Here is a 20,363-nt window from a genome sequence, read left to right as displayed (position 1 = left end):
AAACCTTTCTGTCATGCTTCAATAAGTACTTACTTTCAAAAAGACACTTCCTCTACTTACGAGCGATTTCCGTTTACAAAATTGATCATTATGCTATACGAATCGATGCTCAAAAAGTTTCAAAGATGGTCCTGATAGATTCTCCTTTTCTCTACATTTTCGCGAGTTCACACCGGAACGATCATTCTCACCTTGGTTCCTTTCCCAGGAGTACTGGTTACGTTGATGGAACCCCCATGCAACTCAATAAGTTGCTTAGTGATGGCCATACCCAGCCCTGATCCGCTAGTCGTTTTGGTTGTGCTTGTTCCCCTGTAGTAGCGTTGGAAAAGTTTATCAAGTGTTTCTGTATCCATTCCTTTTCCATTATCCAGGATTGTGATCATGATCAGGTGATGTTCAATGGACTGAAGAGACACAGTGATCTTCGTTCCTGATGGATTATAGTGAATGGCGTTAGCTAAAACATTATCCAGAATGCGCTGAAACCATTTTGGATCGATTTCAGCATATAAGGATCCATCATATGGTTCAAACAAAATTTCCTTATCGCTGATTGCCTGATCATTAATGTATTGTATGACCGTTCGACGCACAATCTCATTCATTTCGGTTCTTTCTTTCGAAATTGGCAGGGCTTGATTTTTAAGCCGATACGTTAGGGTTAAATCATCTAATAGCTCCCTCATAAATTCGGATTTTTCACTGATTATACCCGCAAACTCCATTGTCTCTTCTTTTGACCACGTGTAAGACGCCGATTCAAGCATATGGGCATATCCCGAAATCGATGAGAGCGGTGTTTTTAAATCATGGGAAAGCCCGCTGATCCATTCTTCACGGGTCATAATCATCTGTTTCTCATGACGCTTATTATGATGAAGTGTTTCGTTCAACTGAGACAGATTGGTGATGAGGTCTTTATAAAGTCGATACTTTCGCTTAAGCCTTCCATTTTTCTTCAACATAATCGGATGTTCCTGGTCATCAAGTGGCTGCTCGTAAACGCCATCACTCAAATTCTTGATCCATTTCATCATAGTAAGCAAAGGCAGTCCAAATTTTCTCGCATGCCATAATGTCGCTAATATCAGTAGAGTAAAAAGGATCAATAATAGGATGAGTCCACCACTGGTGAAGGCTTTGAAAATATTTCGTTTCTGCGAGGGTAAGGTTTGGTACGAATGAATACCAACAAGGATTTTTTGCTTTGACTTTTCATCGATGAAGGTTGAGACATTTTCCTTACTCTCCAAATTGAGAAGGTTCCTGAAAGAATAAGAGTCAGGTTCGTTTTCCGTGCCATAATCATCGACTACTTTTCCATTGGAATCAAGAAGCTGTACCCATGCGTTTTCTTTTTTCATCCTTTGCATGGTATCTTCTGTGAGTGAGAGCCTCCCCTGACTCCATTTGATATCTTCTCTCACGTATTGAATCAGATTTCGATTTGGGTGTTTCTTTCCATATATGAGGACATAGGTTTGAGAGTCCGGTAGATCAAGATCCCAATAGTGATAGTCTGTGCCAGTTCCCTCTTTTAAGAGTTCTTCCTCCGTACGTTTTGGAGTTAAATAGGATCCTATTGGAACACCATCAGTTGTATAAATAATCAGCCAGCCATTTTGCTCACGCACCAGTGTCTTTAACTCTTCTTTAAAATGAACGTTCCTTCCATCTACCTCTACATTACTGGAAAAATAGAGGCTGCCAGCTTCAGATAGATCATCTTTCACTTCTTCTTCCATGACCAAAAATCCGATGGTGGCAAATAAGGTCATAACAAGAGCCCCTATAAAGATAACGGTCAGAATCAATTGTCCGAAAAAATGAAACATGAACCGTTTATGAATGTTCATGGTTCCCTCCGTTTGTTACAAGCTTGTATCCAAGTCCTCTTACAGTAACAAGGTGATCCGGCTTACTGGGATTGGTTTCTATTTTTTCTCTAAGCTTTCGAATATGTACCATCACTGTGTTCTCTTCACCTAAATAGTCATTTTCCCATACGTTTTCATAGATTTGTCCTTTACTGAATAATTGATTCGGATGTTTACAAAAGAATAATAGAAGCTGATACACCTGAGCCGGTAAATCAACTTTAGTTCCTTCAACCGTTACTTCTGCTGAGCTTGTATTGATTACAATCGGTCCACATCGATAGATTAGGTGGTCTGATACTGTTGGCGTGCCAATTTGCCGTCTTAAATGGACTTTTACTCTAGCAACCACTTCCAGAGGATTAAAAGGCTTTGTTATATAATCATCCGCTCCAAGGGCGAAACCTGATAACTTGTCCAAGTCCGATGATCTGGCTGTAAGAAAGATGATGGCGGCATCCGTGTGCTCACGGATAAATGGGCAGATGTCGAAGCCACTCCGATTCGGCAGCATTACATCTAATAGAATTAAATCATATCTATTTTTCTTGCATAAACTCAATGCATCCTCCGCCGTTGATGCTGTATCAATTTTAGGGAAGTTCTCTCTTTTCAGAATGGTTTCAAGCATATGTATAAGAGCTGATTCATCATCAACAATTAATAGTCGGGCTTCTTTCATGGTCATTCTCCTATTCATTTTAATCTAACCCATATCATAACACCTCAATTCTCAATATTTAATAATTAAGGAAAAATTAAGGAGGATTTTCGTAGAGATTAAGAGTTGAACGTTATAATGACGGTAGACAGAGAAAAGACACATTATTTCAAATGAAAAGGATGGGGAATCGAGTGTACATTATAGCAAGGAAAGAATTTCTTCAATTATTTACAGGGGTTAAGTCACTTATTATTATCGGTATCTTTTTGGTAACGTCCTATTATTCAGCGAAGTTTTCCACCCTTCTGGTGAGCGGTATAGAACTTTCACCCAAGGAAACCGAAAACATTCATGTTTTTGGATTGTTAGTATTGGTCATTTTGTTTGGGCAGCTATTCATCATGGGGCTCTCCCACGATACGATGAACAGGGAGACACATGAAAGAACGATGAGATTTCTCGTTTCAAGAACATCCCGAACTTCGATTGTTTTCGGGAAATTTTTAGGGATCTGGACATTCTGGTTTTCATGTATAGTTGTATCCCACGTGCTGATCGTGATTTTTTCTCATCGATTTGATCTCTTTATATTTTCACAATTAATGAGTTTGCTAACTTATCAAATTGCTTTCACTCTTTTGGTATCCACGCTAATACCGAAACCGGCATTTACGATGTTTCTTGGGGTTATCGTCGGATTGATGTTTCCTGCATTATCGTTTTGGTTGGTCTTCACCTCCAACCCCTGGTTCACCTGGATGAAGTACTTGAACCCTTATTATTATTTAAACCGGGAGGACTTTACCTTCCTGGTGATTCTGCTGCTGTCCGGTATGATGATTGGATTAACACACTTATTATTCAGAAGGAAGGAATGTTAAATGAACGTTATTGAAACACAGCAATTAACAAAGTCCTATGGAGCAGCTCCAGTTGTCAAGGGAATTACGGTCACTGTGAAGAAAGGAGAGGTATTTGGATTTTTAGGAAAGAACGGTGCAGGGAAATCCACCTTCATTAACACCCTGACTGGGATCATTCATCCTACTTCAGGTTCGTACTCACTCCTTGGAGAGAAAGATCCTAATGATAAAATAAAGCAAAGAATTGGCGTAATGCCTGATTATGTAACTTTTTACTCCTCTTTGACTCCTGTCAAACATCTGCGAATGCTGTCCGCTTTATCAGGAAAGCCAGTATCGAAGTCTCAGTGTATAGATGTCTTGAAGAAGGTCGGTCTTGAAAAACATGCCCATAAAAAAACCTCCAAATTTTCATTTGGAATGAAAAAGAAACTTGGTATCGCCATGGCTATCATTCATGACCCTGAACTCATCTTCCTCGATGAGCCTACTTCGGGATTAGATGCAGAATCGGTGATTGTAATCCAGAAGCTGATACAACAATTGCAATCAAAGGGAAAAACCGTTTTTATGACGTCTCATAATTTAGATGAGGTAGAGAAGATTTGCACAAGAATGGCCATCATGAAGGACGGGCAAATTGTCAAAATCGGCACCATCGATGAACTAAGATCGTTCTACCGGTCGACCATTACGTTAAAAGTGAAACACTCCACCATTCCGATGAATGAAAAAGTGAACCTGTACCATTGGCTGGAGTCAAATGGCACTGATTTAGAATCAACGGAAACTCACTTCGTCCTGAATGTAAATTCGGAAAATAAGATCGCTGAGGTTATCCGTGCCCTAAATCAATTAAAGGTGGACGTATTACGGGTTGAAGTAGAAGAACCTTCGTTGGAGGAAATATTCTTGGAGGCATAAATCAACGATTTCTAATAATTAATAGGAATAGAAGAAGATGCCTTAAAATGAATGAGGCATCTTCTTCCTATAATCCTATCTCAATCCATAAGCCTTAATAATTTCTTGCGTGATCTTATTTCCTTCATCATCCCAAGCACTTGCCTTCAATGAAACATTCGTTGCGTTCTTAGGATTCTTGATTGTGACGTTAAATATGTCTCCGTCACGGTTAAGCTTCACTTTCTTCCATGACTTCCCTTCGTTGAAGGACACCTCTAAGGTAGCACCCTCCACGTTTCCGTAGCCGATTGCGTCTTCCACTTTGCCGACTTCCAGCTCAAGGTTTGTCGGGCGGTTGGCTAGGGCATCACCGTTGACGTCGGTATCCACCTGATAGTCAAGAGTCAGGAATGGCAGATCATATCTCCATTCATCCGATGCTTCTGTCCAGAAAGTCCATTCCGAGTGGGTACGGGTGGATGTGTTCCAGCGATTTTCATCCCGTTTGGCGTCTGTAACAAATCGGAATTGAGTGCGTTCCTTCGGCGCGGCATCGAAAGCGTAGATTGCCTGACCTTTCCCTTCTTTCACTAACGTATCCCCTTGATACAGTTGACTGGTTTGATTTTTCACAGACTCATTATATTCAGTGCCTCCAGTGTTACCCTTCCCTCCATCTGCCCAAGCAGGGACATTGATCATAAGAGAATCACCTTGGCGCTCAGGAGCCCAGTAGCCTTGCCCCAAACTTGGACGGACAACAGGTGAGAACCAGTTCTCTGTGATTTTTTGTCCTTTTGTATACGTAACCAGTGGTTGACGGATCTCCCACGTTGCATCAAGTACATTTGCCTGGTGATACCAGCCTGTACCTTCTACAGCCGATACATATTCAGTACGGGCACTCGGCATGGAAAGCTTTTGAAGGAAACCTACCGCACCCATTGTATGTGGACGAAGGTCATATCGGAATTCTCCCCCATCCGTATCAATATGTGAATTGTAGCGGGAATCGATTTTCGCTAAATCCTTGCCCTTTGGTGCATAAGTCAAGTCCTTCGGGATGGATCCTTCATGAACATCCATCAGGTCATACACGTATGGAGAATCAGTGTTCCCTTCCACCTTCAGCTTTATATTCCCTGAACGGACCGCCTTTACAAGCTTATCCCCTTCTTTTTTACTAATGGCAGCAACTGCTAGTGGATTGTCTGTATATTCCGGAGTTCCTGCATAAACGCTGAATTCTTTATCTTCATTATTCACAATGATAACCAGCTTTGCTCCTGCAGCTGCGGCATTTGTTGCTTGTTGTGAAACGCTCACCTCTGCATTTCGATCCACTACGACAGCCTTTCCTTTTGCCTTCAATCGATCAAAGTCTGCAGCACTTCCTTTTCCGGCATACACGGTGGACAGATTATATTTTCCATCCAATAAGGTGCTTCCTGCTAACGGGATATCATCCAATTCTTTTCCTTTAAAGTTTATTGTCAGCAGTGGTTTTGTCAGACGCCAACGAGTGAGCTGCTCAAAATATCCAGTCTTCACCTCTTTGGTTGCAACAGCATACATCTTATCAATCCATACCGGCATTAAATATAAACTCGTCATTGGCATGTCACCGATGGTTTGGTGATACTCCATACGTCGATAATTCGCTTCTACTTTCTTCGGTACCTCTACTTTGATTTCCTTCGCTTTTCGTGCATCAAGCTCGACGGTTTTAGGACCGTTCAGCTTCACTTCTGGATTTCCAACAAGGGCTACTCCGGCGTGATCCGTGTCCACATCGACATCCATTAGGGACATGGCGGAATAAGTGCCAGGCGGCAGTCGAAGCTCGAGTGTTCCATCTACGCCAAATACTTCAGGCTGCATCTCTTCACTAAACAGTACGACATAAGCCTGTCCTTTCGATCCGTCACGATCAGTTGCATTCAATGTAAGAGGATATCTTTCCTCCTCCTTGACCATCGCCATCGTCGTACGTACAAGTTCTGTTCCGTCCTTTATGGCTGTCAGGAATCCTTGGTAGCGTGACCCTGATTCTCCAAGTGTGGAATCGAGTGTTACATTCACGTCCACCGTTCCTCCTGCAGGAACCGTAACGGATTGATCAGAGACTGTCAGCATCCCGTTTGGTGCCTCTTCTCCCTCAGCATTTGTAAAGGTTGATTCCAGTTCTAGAGTGATTTCTTCATCACTATCATTTGTATAGGTCACTACCTTTGCTACTGGGGCTGCTTGATCATGAGGCCATTTAAAGAATCCGAATGAGACAGACCCTGTTGCTCTAACCTGTGAATCCAGGGCAGCAGCTACGTCCACCCGTCCTGTTCCGACATGATAAGGCTGGTAACCATCAAGCTTCTTTGTCGTATTCATCAAAGCTTGTTTCAATGTCGTTCCATCCCATTCAGGGTATTTTTCTGCTAAAATGGCAGCTGCACCGGCAACATGTGGAGTCGCCATTGATGTCCCATTTAAACTCTTGTAATCTCCGGTCCCACTGGAGTATTGAGAACGGGCCGCCACGATCCCCACACCTGGAGCTGAAAGATTCGGTTTAAGTCCCATATCCCCATATCGCGGACCTTTGGAAGAGAAATAGGCCAGTTCATCCTCTTTATCCACTGCTCCAACCGTCAAGGCTGAATCTGCTGCACCAGGTGAACCGATTGTACCTTCCCCGCCTCTGTTACCGGCAGCAATGACGAATAAAGTTCCATTCTCATCTGTCAATCGATTCACGGCTTCTGCCATTGGATCTGTCCCATCACTCGGCATATCGCTTCCAAGACTCATGTTGACAATTTTAGCATTCTCAGAAGCCCACTCCATTCCGTCAATGATCCAGGAATCCTGCCCGAATCCTTGATCACTTAAAACTTTCCCTACCAGTAAGCGGGCATCAGGTGCGACACCTTTATGTTTACCATCACCTGCACCTGTCCCAAGAACGGTTGAAGCAACATGGGTACCGTGACCATTTACGTCCTTCACTTCTTCACCAGGTACGAAGCTTACAGCATCATCAATCTGCCCTGCTATATCTGGATGCTCCGAGTCAATCCCAGTATCAAGTACGGCAACCTTGACTCCCTCTCCTGTATAACCCTGCTCCCAAGCGGAATCCGCTTCAATTTGCGGCACACTTTGATCAAGAGCTGCTTCTACACGGCCATCCAGCCAGATTTTATCGACGCCGTATTCAAATTGGGCTGTATTTTCCGATTCTTTTTTGTCGCTTTGAACAGTTACGTCTTTCCAGAATGTTTCAGCCTTCTCCTTCTCTGCAGAAAGGGCCGCTCCATTAATACTTTCCAAGTCTCTTACTTTCTTCGATCCTTTTGGAGCAGGAACAGCTGAGAAAGTCTTAGCCTTGGTTTCTTTGTATTCTACGATGACAGGTACAGACGCTTGATTCTTATCATCATACCCATACTCTATCAATTTAGTAATATTAAATAAGTCTTCATCCATTTTTCCTGCGGCCATATAAGGCATGGCAGAGTTCGGGAATACAAATGTTTCGTCTTTGATGGTCATAACCCGGACACCTTCGCCATTCTTGTCAGCAGGCTCCACATTGATGATTTGTTTGCCATTTTGGAGGGTCGACACCTTTACCACATCACCAGTAATGAGGGTGATGGTATGTTCCCCTTTGATTGCTTCATTCTTATCTACCTTTGACTCTAGTTCACTCCCTTTGGAGGAGATACCAAGCGCATCTACCTGGAACATCGAACCTGAAATCATCGTCGCAGCAATCGATCCAACAAGAAGTGGTTTCACGTTGAGCTTTTTCATGAACATTCTCCTATTCTATTAAACTCATTTGTTAATTGATTCATATATGAGTAGATTCTAGCTGAGGATAAAATTAAGAAGGTATGTAGTCCTAAAAATATTTAAGTAGACTACCAAGCTTAAGATTCGTCAGTGTCCCCTCCTTATTTACATAGTCGTATGCTAATACGGGGATGCAAGCTTGTTTCTCTAGGAGTAATTTTGTATGTCTGTGGTTAATTAAATTGTAAGTCTCAGCACAACCATTTCTCAATTGGGGTTATTTTGCGGGAGTAGAGAACTACTCTCAAAGCGACTCTTGGTTTCCATTCAACTTATTTATGAAAATAGATACATTTTTGTCACTTTTCCTTACTAGATGTCGAGGGGTGAAATTGGATATACTGATACCATTACAATCTAAGGGAGCAGCCAACGTGAACGAGATTAACCTCAAAGAACTGAGAACAAACCTGAACCGCTTCATGCTTTCATATAAATTCGCCCTTGAAGAGGTCCGGACAAAGATCAATATCTTAAGAGAAGAATTCCAGGTCATCCATGAATACAATCCGATCGAACATATTTCGACCCGCCTAAAGTCCCCTGAAAGTATCCTGAAGAAGATGTCAAAGAAGGACATGAAACCTTCCTTTGATCAGATGAAAGAAAAAATCCGGGATATTGCAGGCATACGCATCACCTGCTCGTTCATCGAGGATATCTATAAGGTGTCGGCCTTGATTCAATCCCAACATGACATTACAGTGGTGGAAGTGAAGGACTATATCAAGACTCCGAAGCCCAATGGGTATCAAAGCCTTCACCTCATCGTGCAGATTCCGATTTTTTTGACGGATCGCGTGGAAGTCGTGTATGTGGAGATTCAGATCCGCACAATCGCCATGGATTTCTGGGCAAGCCTAGAGCATAAAATTTACTACAAATATAACAAACAGATTCCTGCTCATATCCAGAATGGGTTAAAGGAAGCCGCTACACAGGCGGCTTTACTTGATCGCAAGATGGAACAGCTCAATCATGAAATCAATATATTAAAAAAAGAGGATGGAGAGGATTCGAGTTTTATGACTCCGAATGAAGTTCATCATTTTCTGACGCAACTCTCAAAAGAGGAGGATTGACAATACAAAGAAGGCTTGCATTCTTTAATTCATCGTCTTTGTAATTCGAACCTGGATCTTCAGACCGGGACAGAGTACCTATCCTTATGTTCCAACAGGTAGGTGCATCCATTACTTATAATACTTTCGGAAGAGGATTTATGAATATATATAATAGTAGGCTGCGTCTCATTAGACGCAGCCTTCTATTATATACAGATGTGTGTTTGAGTTATGGACTTTCAGGGCAGGAACTAGTACCCATTCAAATGCTGGAAGGGAAGACCTACCCTATTTATCGGTCATTCCGAACTAAATCTGCATACGATTCACGTTCGATCACGACTCGTGATTCCCCATCATGCACAAACACAACGGCCGGGCGGGGGATACGGTTATAATTGCTCGCCATCGAATACCCGTAGGCTCCTGTACTGAACACCGCAAGAATATCGCCGTAATTCGTCGGTGGCAGCATCAGGTCCCAGATCAGCATGTCACCGGATTCACAGCATTTCCCTGCGATGCTCACTAGCTCCGTGCATTCCTCTTGTGGACGGTTGGCCAGGACCGCATGATATTTCGCCTGATACAAAGCCGGGCGGATATTATCTGTCATCCCTCCATCAATCGCGACATACGTACGCACATCCGGGATGATTTTCTTCGATCCCACTTTGTACAAAGTCGTACCCGCCTCGGCCACCATGCTTCGGCCCGGCTCCACCCAAACTTCAGGGAGAGGATATTCATTCTTTGCAAAATAGGTCTTCACACTATCGGTAATAGATTTCACATAAGTTGGAATCGGCAGGGGCTGGTCTTCTTCCGTATACCGGACACCAAATCCTCCGCCTATATTCAGCACCGGCATCGTCACATCCAATTCGATACGGATCCGCTGCATGAAATCAGCCAGCACCTGAATCGCCTGATCAAACCCTTCCCGTTCAAAAATCTGGGATCCGATATGGGAATGCAGACCAAGGAATGAGAAGTATGGCTTGCGAATAGCCAGTTGAATCGCCGTACTTGCCTGCCCGTTAGAAATGCTGAATCCGAATTTCGAATCCTCCTGTCCCGTCGTGATGTACTCGTGGGTGTGGGCTTCGACGCCTGGTGTGACCCTGATCAAGATCTGAACCTGTTGCTCACGTTCCTTGGACAGGTCATGGAGCAGTTCAAGTTCCAAGAAGCTATCGACGACAAAACAGCCGACCTCAGCCTCGAGAGCCATGAGCAGCTCCTCCTCCGACTTGTTGTTCCCATGGAAATGAATCCGCGATGGCGGAAACCCCGCCTCCAGGGCCGTATACAATTCCCCTCCGGACACAACATCCAGAGATAAATTTTCCTGTTCAGCCAGTCGCACCATCTCTTTGCATAAAAACGCTTTACTTGCATACGCCACCTGATACTTCAGATCACTTTCATTGAAAGCATCCCTGAACAATCTCGCATTCCCGCGGATCATTCCTTCATCGTAGACCATTAAAGGCGTCCCATAGGCTTCCACCAACTCACCCGTGCTCATCCCTCCGATTTCAAGATTTCCATGAACATTCACATCAATTGTACTCATATCCTAACTCCTTTTGACCCTCTCTAAAAAAACACAAAAAACCGTATGAAGCGATGCTCATACGGTTTATCATCAAAAGTTCCAGCACATGATGAAGACTATGTATTAACATCTCTTCAATAGTGCTCCACAACTTTTTCATTGTGACAGTCCAACATTTCTTCAATGCTGGCCCAACAAAAAATAGAATTGGCTATTTTCTGCTTCGGCGATCTGCCTTTCCCAACTTATCCCGGAATCCATTATTCTCAAAGAAGGTACTCATCATACTCGCGCCTCTATTATCAGAGAGTGATTTATTATTTTATTGGAATTACTATATCATTCTCTTAAAATGGTTGTCAATGGTTTTTCACCTCACCACATTGGACGAGCTGGCGGACATTTTTCCAAGATTCTTTTAATACATATACAAGGAAACTATCTTAGGAGGATACAGATGCCAAGTTATCAAGAAGCCGCTCGATTTGAACATGGTTTTTGGCTACAGGTGCTTGGAGATCATGCCCGGTTTATCCATGACTCCCTGGCTCCAAAAGAAAAAGAATCCATCACTGCCGCCAATGCTTTTAAAGAGGAGTGGGATCAACTGCTGGAACGTTCGAAGAAAAATCCCGATATTTCTTTAAGCAGACAGGCAGAAGAGGTCAGCCGCCGCTTCAGGAAATTCAAACTTGAACTGATTGCACGTCATTTAACAGGGGATATCGGCATGGGTCTCGGCCCCACATTCCTAAATCATATGGTGAATGAGCTCGAAGAATACCTCCGCGTCTTGAAGTACTTGACCAAAGGTGAAAAGCCGCCAATTTTCCACGAGCTCCACCATCATCTCCTTTGGCTGTTAGATGCGGCAGGGCATGCTGGAGCTATCTCCGACAATATGGACCGAGTTGAAAAACAAATCAAGATGCAAAGTGATGAATTCACAACAGATTTTGAAGCCTTTTACTTAAAGGCCGTTGAAATGGCAGGATTCCTGCGAACAGAAGTGACCCACTTCCCTGCTCTCGAACGGTTCAATGACGATGTCAAACTTGAGATGAAGCTGTTTATGGGATTCTTGGATGAAATTGAAGAGATGGAATTAAGCAAGGCCGCACTCGGTACCTTCGCCGCTTTAATGGCCGATCATATGCTGAGGGAAGAATGCTATTACTTAACGAAACTCGCAGAAGCAACCAGCCAGCAAGGTCCGGACTGTGATCCTACAAAGCAGCGGCTTTAGTTTAAACGAATTACATTGGAAGAAATGCTAAAATGAAATCAGTGGAAAAGGATACCCTCGTTTTCAATCCACTTATGGATTACCACAGGGTGCAAACTTTGACTACTCACTAATTGTCCCATTCGAGACATTGAGAATGAATGATAAGCCAATCAACTTGAAACCTTTCGAAATAAAACTGGATTAAGAAAAATCCCCGGAAATTGAATCCGGGGATTTTTTAATGAAAGGGTTGAGGAAATTTTTTGATGGAATCACCTGAACGAATTGAGTAAAATTCACTAAAATGTCATTTCGGATGGTCCAAAATAACCTCCACCGTAAGGCTTTTCGCCTAAAAAAGAAGCATATCCCCATCGATAAGCTTCAATCTGTTCTTCCCGTGTAAATCATCACAAAATGCAGGACTGCTTCCGTTGATTCCATATTGATGTAGCTGTGTCCTTTATCCGCATGGAATTTGATCGAGTCATACTGACCAAGTTCGAATACGTCATCCTGCACTTTCACACGTACCCTTCCTTCCATAACAGTGACAAATTCAACCACCCCTGGCTGGTGGGCATCGGCACTGTACTCACTGTCCGGTTTCAGGAAGGCTCTGTGGGTTTCCAACGAACCATAGCCTGAGGATGTGAACATCGGCTCCAGGGTCAAGGACTCATTGGCACTGATCACTTTGCTTCCTTCGTTCTTCCTGGAAATCTGGACTTCTTGTTTTTCAACGAGGAGGGCGGATATCGGGATTGCTAAACCATTCGCGATTTTCCAGATGATCGTCAAAGATGGATTCGCTTCTCCCCTTTCGATCTTGCCCAGTGTCAAAGTACTGACATCGGTCATGGCTGCCATCTCCTGAAGGTTAAGGCCTCGCTCATGTCGTATATGTCTCAGTGTCATTCCGACATGGCGTGCCAATTTTTCCGGGTCCTGCCAAGTCAAACCGTCATTGTTCATATTCCTACCTCTTTCTATAGACAATGTATGTAAGTATATTATAATATATATAAAATAAACTATAGTATATGAAACGGAAAGGAGTTTTCATCATCAAAGAACTTGCTCTCGGTGTCATTTCATCTATGTTCTTTGCCGTCACCTTTATTCTGAACCGGTCCATGGAGCTCGCGGGTGGAAGCTGGATGTGGAGTTCATCCCTGCGATTCCTGTTCATGCTCCCCTTCCTATTCCTTATTGTAGGTTTAAGGAAGAATGTAAATCAAGTCTGGATTGAAATGAGGAAGAAACCATTCGAGTGGCTGACGTGGAGTTTTGTCGGGTTTGTGCTCTTTTATGGCCCTATTACCTATGCTGCTGCGTATGGACCGGGCTGGCTCGTCGCGGGCACTTGGCAATTTACCATCGTCGCAGGCATCTTGCTCGCTCCCTTGTTTTATACTTCGGGACCGGTCAAGCGCAGGCACTCCATTCAAAAAAGAGCACTGGCAATCTCCTCGATCATTTTAGTAGGGGTTCTTTTCATCCAGCAGGAAAATGCCAGTGGATTATCACCTTCAGAAATGGTCGTAGGTGTCTTACCTGTAATCATCGCAGCCTTTGCTTATCCACTTGGGAACCGGAAGATGATGGAGGTGTGCGGTGGAAAGCTTGATACCTTCCAACGTGTTCTGGGGATGACGATTGCAAGCACTCCTTTCTGGCTGATACTGGGGTGCTATGCGTTTTTCAAGGTGGGGGCACCCAGCACGCAGCAAGTGACACAATCTTTTATCGTCGCCATCTGCTCAGGGGTAATTGCGACATCCTTATTCTTCATTGCGACAAATCAGGCCCGCCATCATCCTGGCAAACTTGCCGCAGTGGAAGCGACCCAATCGACACAGATTCTGTTTGTCATTATAGGTGAAGCTGCGATCCTGTCTGTTCCATTTCCATCAGGATTCGCCCTGATCGGCATCCTTCTGATTATCACGGGCATGATCATCCACACTCTGAACGTAAAAAAAATGAACTCTGGAATCATCAAACCAATTAAATCGGTAAGTTAAAAAGAGAGGGGCATCCGGGATGCTCCTCTTTCACTTTTATTTAAATATCTTTCTTCTCATCCACTGGGTCGCAGCCCATTTATCTCCGATGATAACCGGTGCCCCCCCATGAAGCGTCAAGTCGTTCAGCTCCTGGTTATCATAGAAATATTCGAAGTAGACGGCCATCCCCTTTTGCGGAGAGACAGAGAAATTCAATTTCGGGAAGTACGTTTCCCCGCCTTCCTCTACGTCATTCAAGTACATGACAAGGGTGCTGATTCTCGGATTCTTCACCGGCCGCGATGATGCCGAGAAGAAATCGAAGTGGGCCTTGTATTCCTGACCCGGCTTATAGTTAAGGATTTGAAGACCTTCTCCGTGCTCCACAGGTATATTCATAATTTGAGAGATTCTCTTTTCAACTCTAGTCACAACGTCATGTTCGCCTTCTTGAAGGAAAACGCTGCTGCTCGTTCTAAGTTCATCGACGGTACGGGAATTCCCTATCTTCGAACGCTGCACCCGATCCTTTGAAAGCTGGATGAGTTCATCACATTCTTCATGGCTCAACACATTGCCAAGAACGACGATCAGCGGCTCCTCCATTTTCGCGATAATCTGAATATCCCGGTCTTCCGTCTTGATCTTATTCCCCGTATGGTGAAAAATCGTTTGTTCCTTTACAGCTATTTCAGTAGTATCCATTGTCAACTTTAATCAACCTCTTATCGTATTTTTAACATTCTGAATTTTTATGTTAGTGGAAGCATTCATGTATTCTTCCAATCTGGAAAAACGATCGCAACAATAGGCATAACTGTAGATTGTATTTGGCTGTTTCCTCCTGCGTGTGTATTTTAATATATTTTACACCCGGGATGAGGGGAAATCTATCTTTTTTTCGACGAAAAATAAGGGATCTTATGGGACCCGAGGGTAGTTGTAGGATTGGCGTGGATGCGGGGAGGTCACAGAAAAGACACGGATGGGTTTTATGCGTCGTTTTAAAAATTTTTGCGTCAATTCTCCCAGTTTATGCGTCAAACTCAAAAAAAGGCTGCCAAATCGAATTCGACAGCCTCTAAAATTTTATTTCTTCAACCCTTCATACTGCACTAAAACTTCCTTCACAATCTCACTATCTTCATCCAGTCCGCTCACTTCTTTCAACACATGTGCCGGACCGTGCTCTTTGATCATACCTTGAATTTCCATTGCTTGTTCATCCTCAGGATTGTCAAACAATAGCGCTGCTGCAATCGCTTTGGCTAGATAAGAATAAGAGAGCCCCGCTTTTTGAGCCTCAGTTGTCGGACGGATCAAACGGTCATCGGGACCAAGTTTGCGGATCGGTGCGCGTCCCACACGGGTCACATCATCATTCAGATAGGCATTTTTGAAGCGTTCTATGTTCTTTTCAATATAAGCAAGATGCTCTTTTTCATCAAGTCCGTATTGTTTTACTAGATAAGCACCGGTTTCTTTCAATGTCTCCTTAACCTTATCGGCAATGGCATCATCCGCCAATGTTTGATCGATCGTTGGTTTTCCTTGCAGGTAACCAAGGTAAGCAATGACCGCATGCCCTGTATTAACCGTGAACAGCTTACGCTCGATGTATGGTGCAAGGTCGTCTACAATCGTCATCCCTTCAACAGGAGGGACCGCTTCCTTCGTTTCCACCACCCACTCATAGTATGGTTCGACAAGGACATCCAATGAACCCTGATCCTGCATAGGAACAATGCGATCCACCGCTGAATTGAAGAAGAAAACTTTGCCTTCAAGCTTACTTACCGTATCTTCATCAAGATTTTCTAAAATATGCTTTTTCAAAATATCCGTGGCACCGATCTGATTTTCACACGCGATTACATATAACGGCTCATCTGAAGACGCTACACGCTGAGCAATCCCTTTTGCAATCAGTGGAGCGATCCTCGGAAGGATGTTCGGTCCTATCGCCGTCGTCAGGTATGTGGACGCTCCAATCGTGTCGATGACTTCCCCTTCTTGATGAAGGTTGTTGAGGCCGGACACATTCTCGATCGTTTCCATTTCCTTCGTTTCCGTTGCAAGCTTCACCTGGTAGCGACCTTCTTCATTCAGCTTGTTGATCACCTGCTCTGCGATGTCCACAAAGGTCACGTGGTAACCTGATTGGGAAAACAATGCTCCGATAAACCCTCTGCCTATGTTTCCTGCTCCAAAATGTACGGTTTGTTTCAACATCATCATTCCTTTATCAAATTAGTTTGTAAGTAGTCCAGAAAGAGATCTTCTAATTTCTTCAGGATGATCGATTCGTTCGTGGACGAATAAATCATCATGCTTATATGATCTTCGATTAAGCTTGTACTGATCAGGCTGAGGATCTCCTGTTCCCGCCTGCTCAACTCCTCAGGGGCTAGCATGAGGAGGAGACTTTTCATCTCCATTTCCACGCCGTCCATTCCTTTGATTTTACATGGTTCATCCAGATGGGCTACCTGGAAGATCAGCTTCTTCACGTTATAGTCCCGGCAATGGAAGAGACCCATATTCGTTTTCGGAATACCGAGTCCTCCCTTTTTCTCCCTTTCCATCAGCTGATGCATCACCACATGTGACTGTTGAAGAAGTTTGTCCCGTTCCGCTTGTTCCACCATTTCATTCAGGATTCTGAGATAGCTTCCCGCCGACTGCTTCCGGTACACCCGGAAATTGGTGAGTATGGCTTCCATGCTGGAATGGACATCCTTGATTTCCTTGAGGAGCATCCTGACTTCGGTTTTCTCACCCGATCGGGGCGCTGCCTTCAAGTATTTCTTTCTTGTCAGCTTTTCTACGTTATTCTGCAGATAGCTTTGGATGAATCCGATGTCCTTTTCGCTCAATAATGGGCTTACCAGGATATACTCCACTTCCGTAAAGGGTAGCCTGACTGTGGAAATGACGATATCGTAGTCATCAAGGTCCGCCGTCTGAAAATCCTTGATCGACAGGATTTCCACCTTATTGATCATTGTCAGTTCCCGCTGGATGCGGCTGGCGAGCATCTTGGATGTACCGATCCCCGTCGGACAGACGACCACGGCTTGGATGTTCACCTTCTCTTCATTCATCAGCATGGCCGATCCGAAATGAAGGACGATGAACGCCACCTCATCATCGGGAAAAGCGATATCCTTGAATTCCGTTTCAAGGCTCTTTTTCACAGCTAAAAATAACACGGGATACTTCTTCTTGATTTCATCAGTCAATGGATTGAAAAGATCCAGCTCCTGCTGCAGGCGGAAGATGGATGGTCCCATATGGGCAAGAAGGCCCTGGAAAAGGGAAAAGTCATCAGACAGATCTACATGGAGGTCTGCCGATACATCCTTGATGACATTCTTGATGAGATGACCAAGGAGGATACTGTCATAGTAAACGACGTCGGGATCCTGAACTTTGGACCCTTTTAAAATGACCGTCAAAAATTGAACATCCCGATTGGTCACTGGAATGGAAAGTGTATCTTTCAGTTCCCTGCCTATCGTGTCCATCAGCTGATATTCAGTAGAATCATGATCCTCCGTTTGCTCATATTTCTGTAATTCGAAGCCCTTTTCGCTTCGTTGTATCGTCAGGCAAGTATACACAACGAGACCGATATAATCACTGTCCGTCAACGTGATCTGACCCTCTGCCAAGTATTGGTTCACCACCCGGTCGACAGCGACTAAATAGTCTGCCTTGAAATACCCCAATACCGGCTCATCTAGGTGATTACCCTTTTGCATCCCGTACAGGGTCTCAATGATGTCTTCATAAAAATAGACGAGGAAGAAGCTTGCCAGGGCATGACGCTTGTCTGCTTCTTCCGCTATCAGTTCAATCCCTACCCCTCGTTTCCTTGTCAGGGTGATGCCATATTTTTGCAGCCAATCGGCGAGCTCATCGAGATACGAAGTGAGGGTCGTGACGCTGATCCCCAACTGCTGTGCAAGTACCTGTTTTTTTAAGTAAGGTCCTTCTTGGAGAAGGATGATCAGTAAATTCAATTTTCGCTCTTCTGGTGTTTCATCTGTCGGATTCACTTCGGCAAGATTCTGGATCAAGCGATAGATGTGTTCATTCTTCCCGTCGATGAACAGTCCTTCATTGGCCGTTCGCTTCAGTTCTAAATGATATTGTTTTAAAATGCTTTCAATGGATTTCAGGTTGCGCTGAACGGTTCTCCCGCTCACATTCAGGAACGCAGAAAGAGAGTACACGGTATGTTTCCCCGATGTTTTTACAATCAGTTCAATGATGGATTTCTCCCTTGATGTAATAAACATGCTTTCCCCTCTTCCCCTGAATTAGCTTTTATCGATACAAATGAGAACAGAAAGGCAGAGATCCCGCCTTTCTGAATGATTGATCTAGTTGCTGTTAATGATGTCTTTCAGTTCTTTGGCTGACTTGGCCTGTACCATCTGATCGACGTTTTCCTGCTCAGAGCAGACAACGGCAATGCCTGATAGGATTTCCAAATGTGTGCCATCCTTACCTGCGATACCGAAGATCATCTTCGCCTTCTCACCATTGAAGTCCACGCCGTTCGGAACTTGAACGACTGTGAAGCCGGATTTGATGACGGCTTTCTTCGCATCTTCCGTACCGTGTGGAATGGCTACATTATTACCCATGTAGGTAGAAGTAATTCCTTCTCTGTCAATCATAGCATCTACATAGCTTTCTTCCACGTATCCTGCTTTGACGAGGGCTTCCCCTGCGAACCGGATCGCCTCTTCTTTTGTGGCAAATTCCTGGTTCATGAAGATGTTCTCTTCCAGGAGGAGATCATCATCGTGATCTGCATTCGGTTCAGCGTTTACCGCTTCATCCTCTGCTTCTTCTACAACCTCTGCCTGCTCATCCGTGATTCCGTCCTGAAGACCCGCGATCAGCTTGTCGTATTCCGGACTGGATAGGAAATTATCCACGGAAATGTGATATGCATTCGGAAGTTTATTTTTCGCCCGCGGCGTCAGTTCTTCCTGTGTGATGACGACTTGAGCGTCTGATGGAAGGTTACTGATGGATGTATTCGTTACGCTGACGTTGAGACTTGCCGCCTTCACTTTCTTGCGCAGGAGTGAAGCCCCCATAGCACTTGAGCCCATACCTGCATCACAGGCAAAGACGATTTTGTTTACTTCTTCAGGCATTGTTCCTTGGCTTACTTGGCCTGCTACAGAACTCTTCTTGCCTTTCATTTCCTGCATTTTCTTCGTTGCGCCTTCGATGTCTTCATCACTTGTTTTGCTTGATTTCAACACTATTGCGGACACGATGAAAGATACGGCTGCTGCCACAAGGACAGCTGCAAAGTTTGCCAGGTACGCCATTCCTTCTGGGGGGGTAACCGCAGTAATCGCAAGGATACTACCAGGTGATGCCGGTGATACCAATCCTCCACCTAATAAAACAAGGGTGAACACTCCGCTCATTCCACCAAGGATGACAGAAACGAACAGCATCGGCTTCATTAATACGTACGGGAAGTAAATCTCATGAATCCCACCGAAAAAGTGGATGATTCCTGCTCCTGGAGCCGATTGTTTCGCTGTTCCTTTTCCAAAGAACATGAACGCTAACAGAATACCAAGACCCGGTCCCGGGTTTGCTTCTAAAAGGAATAGAATCGATTTTCCACCCTGTTGAACCTGCTCCAACCCGATTGGTGATAGTACACCGTGGTTGATGGCATTATTTAAGAATAGAATCTTTGCAGGTTCAATCAGGATACTTGTTAATGGAAGCAGCCCCGCTGCTACCAGCCAGTCAACACCTGCGACCAATAGATTCGTGAATGCATCAACGGCAGGTCCTACGCCAAGGAATGCAAGGATCGCAAGGATTCCTCCAAGGATACCGGCCGAGAAGTTATTGACGAGCATTTCAAATCCTGCTCTGATTTTGCCTTCGATTATCTGGTCAAATTTCTTGATAACGTAAGCACCCAATGGCCCCATGACCATGGCACCCAGGAACATCGGTGTATCCGGTGCACCGACGATGACACCCATTGTAGCGATTGCACCCACGACCCCACCGCGCTGGTCGTGTACGAGCTTACCTCCTGTATACCCGATTAAGAGCGGTAACAGATACGTAACCATCGGCCCTACCAGTTTGGCAAGGCTTTCATTTGGAAAGAACCCAGTTGGTATGAACAACGCTGTAATTAAACCCCAAGCGATAAATGCGCCAATATTCGGCAGAACCATTGAACTGAGGAAGTTACCAAACTTTTGTACCGCGACTTTCATATTTGATTGAGCCACTTCTCTCATCCTTTCATGATTGAATAATAATTTC

Annotated in this window: 14 protein-coding genes and 1 riboswitch; of the genes, 5 read left to right on the top strand and 9 right to left on the bottom strand. The window is 44.3% G+C overall.

The genetic code is table 11. The annotated features are described in order from the left end of the window. Window positions 1-167 precede the first annotated feature (167 nt). Both F0342_RS18730 and F0342_RS18725 read right to left on the bottom strand, forming a co-directional pair. On the bottom strand, window positions 168-1,838 hold the full coding sequence (locus tag F0342_RS18730; RefSeq protein WP_262481808.1) for a sensor histidine kinase: 1,671 nt from the start codon (window positions 1,836-1,838) through the stop codon (window positions 168-170). Window positions 1,839-1,845: 7 nt separating this feature from the next. Then, window positions 1,846-2,562 (bottom strand): response regulator transcription factor, encoded by a 717-nt coding sequence (locus F0342_RS18725; protein ID WP_149157371.1) that lies wholly within the window; start codon window positions 2,560-2,562, stop codon window positions 1,846-1,848. Between the two features lie 161 nt (window positions 2,563-2,723). On the opposite strand from F0342_RS18725, the gene F0342_RS18720 reads away from it, so the two are divergent. Beyond that, entirely contained in the window at window positions 2,724-3,425 is a 702-nt protein-coding gene (locus F0342_RS18720; RefSeq protein WP_262481807.1) for an ABC transporter permease, read from the top strand. Beyond that, window positions 3,426-4,331 (top strand): ABC transporter ATP-binding protein, encoded by a 906-nt coding sequence (locus tag F0342_RS18715; protein WP_149157369.1) that lies wholly within the window; start codon window positions 3,426-3,428, stop codon window positions 4,329-4,331. 75 nt (window positions 4,332-4,406) lie between these two features. On the opposite strand, the gene F0342_RS18710 is transcribed toward F0342_RS18715, so the two are convergent. Then, entirely contained in the window at window positions 4,407-8,129 is a 3,723-nt protein-coding gene (locus F0342_RS18710; protein WP_149157368.1) for a S8 family peptidase, read from the bottom strand. A gap of 374 nt (window positions 8,130-8,503) precedes the next feature. On the opposite strand from F0342_RS18710, the gene F0342_RS18705 reads away from it, so the two are divergent. After that, window positions 8,504-9,253 (top strand): GTP pyrophosphokinase, encoded by a 750-nt coding sequence (locus tag F0342_RS18705; RefSeq protein ID WP_395940702.1) that lies wholly within the window; start codon window positions 8,504-8,506, stop codon window positions 9,251-9,253. A 274-nt stretch (window positions 9,254-9,527) separates the two neighbouring features. Here the strand turns inward: F0342_RS18705 and lysA are convergent, their stop codons facing one another. Beyond that, window positions 9,528-10,814 carry a diaminopimelate decarboxylase gene (lysA, locus tag F0342_RS18700; protein WP_149157366.1) on the bottom strand — a complete coding sequence of 429 codons (1,287 nt, stop codon included), beginning with the start codon at window positions 10,812-10,814 and terminating at the stop codon, window positions 9,528-9,530. A gap of 112 nt (window positions 10,815-10,926) precedes the next feature. Next, window positions 10,927-11,103: riboswitch (Lysine riboswitch) on the bottom strand. A 150-nt stretch (window positions 11,104-11,253) separates the two neighbouring features. Here lysA and F0342_RS18695 point away from each other — a divergent pair. Continuing rightward, entirely contained in the window at window positions 11,254-12,042 is a 789-nt protein-coding gene (locus F0342_RS18695; RefSeq protein WP_149157365.1) for a DUF2935 domain-containing protein, read from the top strand. Between the two features lie 366 nt (window positions 12,043-12,408). On the opposite strand, the gene F0342_RS18690 is transcribed toward F0342_RS18695, so the two are convergent. Beyond that, window positions 12,409-12,999, bottom strand: coding sequence for a helix-turn-helix domain-containing protein (locus tag F0342_RS18690; RefSeq protein ID WP_149157364.1), 591 nt, complete (start codon window positions 12,997-12,999; stop codon window positions 12,409-12,411). A 92-nt stretch (window positions 13,000-13,091) separates the two neighbouring features. Here F0342_RS18690 and F0342_RS18685 point away from each other — a divergent pair, with 92 nt between their 5' ends. Further along, window positions 13,092-14,051, top strand: coding sequence for a DMT family transporter (locus F0342_RS18685; protein ID WP_149157422.1), 960 nt, complete (start codon window positions 13,092-13,094; stop codon window positions 14,049-14,051). 36 nt (window positions 14,052-14,087) lie between these two features. Here the strand turns inward: F0342_RS18685 and F0342_RS18680 are convergent, their stop codons facing one another. The 4 genes from F0342_RS18680 to F0342_RS18665 all read right to left on the bottom strand — a co-directional run bounded on the left by F0342_RS18680 (window position 14,088) and on the right by F0342_RS18665 (window position 20,329). Then, window positions 14,088-14,738, bottom strand: coding sequence for a 2OG-Fe(II) oxygenase (locus F0342_RS18680; protein ID WP_149157421.1), 651 nt, complete (start codon window positions 14,736-14,738; stop codon window positions 14,088-14,090). A gap of 384 nt (window positions 14,739-15,122) precedes the next feature. Further along, window positions 15,123-16,262: a mannitol-1-phosphate 5-dehydrogenase gene (locus tag F0342_RS18675; protein WP_149157363.1), complete on the bottom strand. Its 1,140-nt coding sequence runs from the start codon at window positions 16,260-16,262 to the stop codon at window positions 15,123-15,125. Window positions 16,263-16,267: 5 nt separating this feature from the next. After that, a complete protein-coding gene (locus tag F0342_RS18670; protein ID WP_149157362.1) occupies window positions 16,268-18,337 on the bottom strand; it encodes a BglG family transcription antiterminator in 2,070 nt (689 codons plus the stop codon). An 84-nt stretch (window positions 18,338-18,421) separates the two neighbouring features. Beyond that, the gene (locus F0342_RS18665) at window positions 18,422-20,329 is read right to left on the bottom strand and encodes a PTS mannitol transporter subunit IICBA (RefSeq protein ID WP_149157361.1); all 1,908 of its coding nucleotides are present in this window, start codon (window positions 20,327-20,329) and stop codon (window positions 18,422-18,424) included. Between the last annotated feature and the right edge of the window lie 34 nt (window positions 20,330-20,363).

The organism is Bacillus sp. CH30_1T (genome assembly GCF_008364765.1).
Lineage (GTDB): Bacteria > Bacillota > Bacilli > Bacillales > Bacillaceae_B > Rossellomorea.
Note: the sequence above shows the minus strand (reverse complement) of the source record. Positions and strands in the feature narration are given on the sequence as shown.

Excerpts from the sequence above, each read along its gene's own strand:
- F0342_RS18670 (WP_149157362.1), bottom strand. The coding sequence starts at position 18,337 with ATGTTTATTACATCAAGGGAGAAATCCATCATTGAACTGATTGTAAAA.
- F0342_RS18710 (WP_149157368.1), bottom strand. The coding sequence starts at position 8,129 with ATGAAAAAGCTCAACGTGAAACCACTTCTTGTTGGATCGATTGCTGCG.
- F0342_RS18680 (WP_149157421.1), bottom strand. The coding sequence starts at position 14,738 with ATGGATACTACTGAAATAGCTGTAAAGGAACAAACGATTTTTCACCAT.
- F0342_RS18720 (WP_262481807.1), top strand. The coding sequence starts at position 2,724 with ATGGGGAATCGAGTGTACATTATAGCAAGGAAAGAATTTCTTCAATTA.
- F0342_RS18730 (WP_262481808.1), bottom strand. The coding sequence starts at position 1,838 with ATGTTTCATTTTTTCGGACAATTGATTCTGACCGTTATCTTTATAGGG.
- F0342_RS18725 (WP_149157371.1), bottom strand. The coding sequence starts at position 2,562 with ATGAAAGAAGCCCGACTATTAATTGTTGATGATGAATCAGCTCTTATA.
- F0342_RS18690 (WP_149157364.1), bottom strand. The coding sequence starts at position 12,999 with ATGAACAATGACGGTTTGACTTGGCAGGACCCGGAAAAATTGGCACGC.
- F0342_RS18715 (WP_149157369.1), top strand. The coding sequence starts at position 3,426 with ATGAACGTTATTGAAACACAGCAATTAACAAAGTCCTATGGAGCAGCT.
- F0342_RS18695 (WP_149157365.1), top strand. The coding sequence starts at position 11,254 with ATGCCAAGTTATCAAGAAGCCGCTCGATTTGAACATGGTTTTTGGCTA.
- lysA (WP_149157366.1), bottom strand. The coding sequence starts at position 10,814 with ATGAGTACAATTGATGTGAATGTTCATGGAAATCTTGAAATCGGAGGG.